Origin of the sequence: Caballeronia sp. BR00000012568055 (assembly GCF_029439455.1) — a bacterium.
Lineage (GTDB): Bacteria > Pseudomonadota > Gammaproteobacteria > Burkholderiales > Burkholderiaceae > Caballeronia.
This window is the reverse complement of record NZ_JAQFVG010000282.1, coordinates 1-2,210: the sequence shown is the minus strand read 5'-3', so window position 1 is coordinate 2,210 and position 2,210 is coordinate 1. Positions and strand designations below refer to the sequence as shown.

The following is a 2,210-nucleotide window of genomic DNA, read 5'->3' as shown; positions in this document are numbered from 1 at the left end:
TCCTTCCGGCGCCTGATCCACGATCTGATCGATGATGACCTTGGTCTCGCCAAGATAATCTTCGAGCGGCATGACATCGGCATTCAGGCTGCCGAACAGAAAGCCGCGATAGCTCTGAAAGCGCGCGACCTTGCGCAGATCGTGCGAGCCTTGCTTGTTGAATTGCACCGGATATTCAGTGGTTTTCTCGTCTTTCACCTTCAGCAGCTTGCCGGTGTTCGCAAAGGTCCAGCCGTGAAACGGGCACGTGAAGCTGCCTTTGTTGCCGTGCTTGCGGCGGCACAGCATCGCGCCTTTATGCGCGCAGGCGTTGATCACTGCGTGCAAGTCACCGGTCTTGTCGCGCGTCACCACAATGGGCTGACGACCGATCCACGTGGTGTAGTAATCGTTATTGTTCGGAATCTGACTTTCGTGTGCGAGATACACCCAGTTGCTTTCGAAGATATGCTTCATCTCCAGTTCGAACAGATCGGCGTTCGTGAAGATGTCGCGGCGGCAGCGGAATACACCACTTTCTTTGTCGTCCTGAACAGCGTTGTGAAGCAGTTCATCCAACTGCCGGGTTTTATCGATGATTGCGGACATGAGTGCTCTCCCTACGCGGGCTTCGTAAGCGAAGCCCGTGCGTCGGTTCGATTGATGTGTACGGAGATTCGAGCGGCGAGCGACGTTTGCGTCGCCGCTCTTGATGCGTGATTACGCGGAGACTGAAACGCGCGGACGATGCACGAGCTGGTTATCCTTGCCCTGAACCAGCGGAGTCAGTTCGATATCGAACTGGATCTCTTTATAAGCGTCATCTTTAAGACCGAGCGCTTTGCCACCGGTTTTATCGACGACATGCGGCACCAGTTCTTCACGCGTGGCGTAAGCGAAGTCATCCCAGATCAGCGGATCGCCTTCGATATTGATTTGCGTGGTGAGCTTGCGCGTGTTGTCGCTGGTAACGAAGAAATGCACGTGCGCCGGGCGATTGCCATGACGCGCGAGGGTGTCGAGTAGTTGCTGCGTCGCACCGTGCGGCGGGCAACCGTAGCCCACTGGCATAAGCGTGCGGAATTCGTACTTGCCGTCCGCGCCCGTCTTTACCGCGCCACGCAGATTGAAATCGTCCTGCACGCCGGTCGGATCGAAATGCGAGTAAAAGCCCTTCGAATTCGCGTGCCAGCATTCGACCACGGCGTTTGCCACTGGCTTGCCATCACGACTCGTGACCGTGCCGCGAATGATCAGCGGACCGGCATCTTCATCCGGATTCAGATCGATCTTCGCCATGCCGTCTTGCACCGGCGCACCGGCCACATACAACGGACCTTCGATGGTGCGCGGCGTGCCACCGTTGATATCCGCTTCGCGATCGGCAGCATCCATGCGGATATCGAGGTATTTTTCCAGGCCGAGACCGGCCGCGAGCAATGCGGCTTCACCATCCTGACCGAGCTTGTTGAAGTAATGCACGCCCGCCCAGATTTCGTCGGGCGTCATGTCAAGATCGTCGATGGCCTTAAAGAGGTCGCTTAGCAGACGATGCGTAATCTGCTTGGCGCGCGCATTGCCATCCTCGCTTGCGATATTGGAAGCCGCCTTAAGCAAGTCCTGCACGTCTTTCGAATCGAACACGTTCACGCTCATTGTCTGCTCCTGAATCTCTCTATTTTTGGTGGGGTAAACCCCTGCTTCACGCCCGTCTCTCATATGTGTGATAGGTATAATCGGGTGCTGAAACAGAGTGTGAATGCAGAATAATGGACGCAAGAACGCCTAGTCCAACACTGATTTAGTATCGGGCTATATCTGAGAGGTATAGAGAATGGAATTGCGGCATCTTCGCTATTTCGTCGCGGTGGCCGAGGAGCGGAATTTCACGCGCGCGGCTGAGCGGCTGCATATCGCGCAGCCGCCTTTGAGCCGACAAATACAGCAATTGGAAGAGACCTTGGGCGTGCAGTTGCTTGAGCGTAACTCCCGTCCGCTCAAGCTTACCGAGACCGGCAAGTTCTTTTATTCGCACGCGGCGCAACTGCTTGCGCAGACGTCCGAACTCGAATCCATGACGCGGCGAGTCGGTAATATCGAACGTAGTCTGTCGATTGGTTTTGTTGGCTCGACGCTGTACGGCATGCTGCCCAAGATCATTCGCCGTTTCCGCGATGAGAACCCGACCGTCGAATTGAGCCTGCACGAAATGTCAATGATGGACCAGCTTC

3 protein-coding genes are annotated in these 2,210 nt (G+C 55.8%); 1 reads left to right on the top strand and 2 read right to left on the bottom strand.

The window, feature by feature from the left end; translation table 11 throughout:
• The coding region (locus P7F28_RS17180) for a Rieske 2Fe-2S domain-containing protein (protein ID WP_277185722.1) at nucleotides 1–588 on the bottom strand (588 nt) is incomplete at its 3' end.
• 111 nt (nucleotides 589–699) lie between these two features.
• Complete coding sequence (catA, locus tag P7F28_RS17175; RefSeq protein WP_277185721.1) at nucleotides 700–1,635, bottom strand: catechol 1,2-dioxygenase; 936 nt, start codon at nucleotides 1,633–1,635, stop codon at nucleotides 700–702.
• A gap of 178 nt (nucleotides 1,636–1,813) precedes the next feature.
• Between catA and P7F28_RS17170 the strand changes: the two genes are divergently transcribed.
• Nucleotides 1,814–2,210: LysR family transcriptional regulator (locus tag P7F28_RS17170; RefSeq protein ID WP_277185720.1), on the top strand; the 397-nt coding region annotated here is incomplete at its 3' end.

What these genes read in the sequence shown, in the direction of transcription:
- catA (WP_277185721.1), bottom strand. Translation starts at nt 1,635, where the DNA reads ATGAGCGTGAACGTGTTCGATTCGAAAGACGTGCAGGACTTGCTTAAG.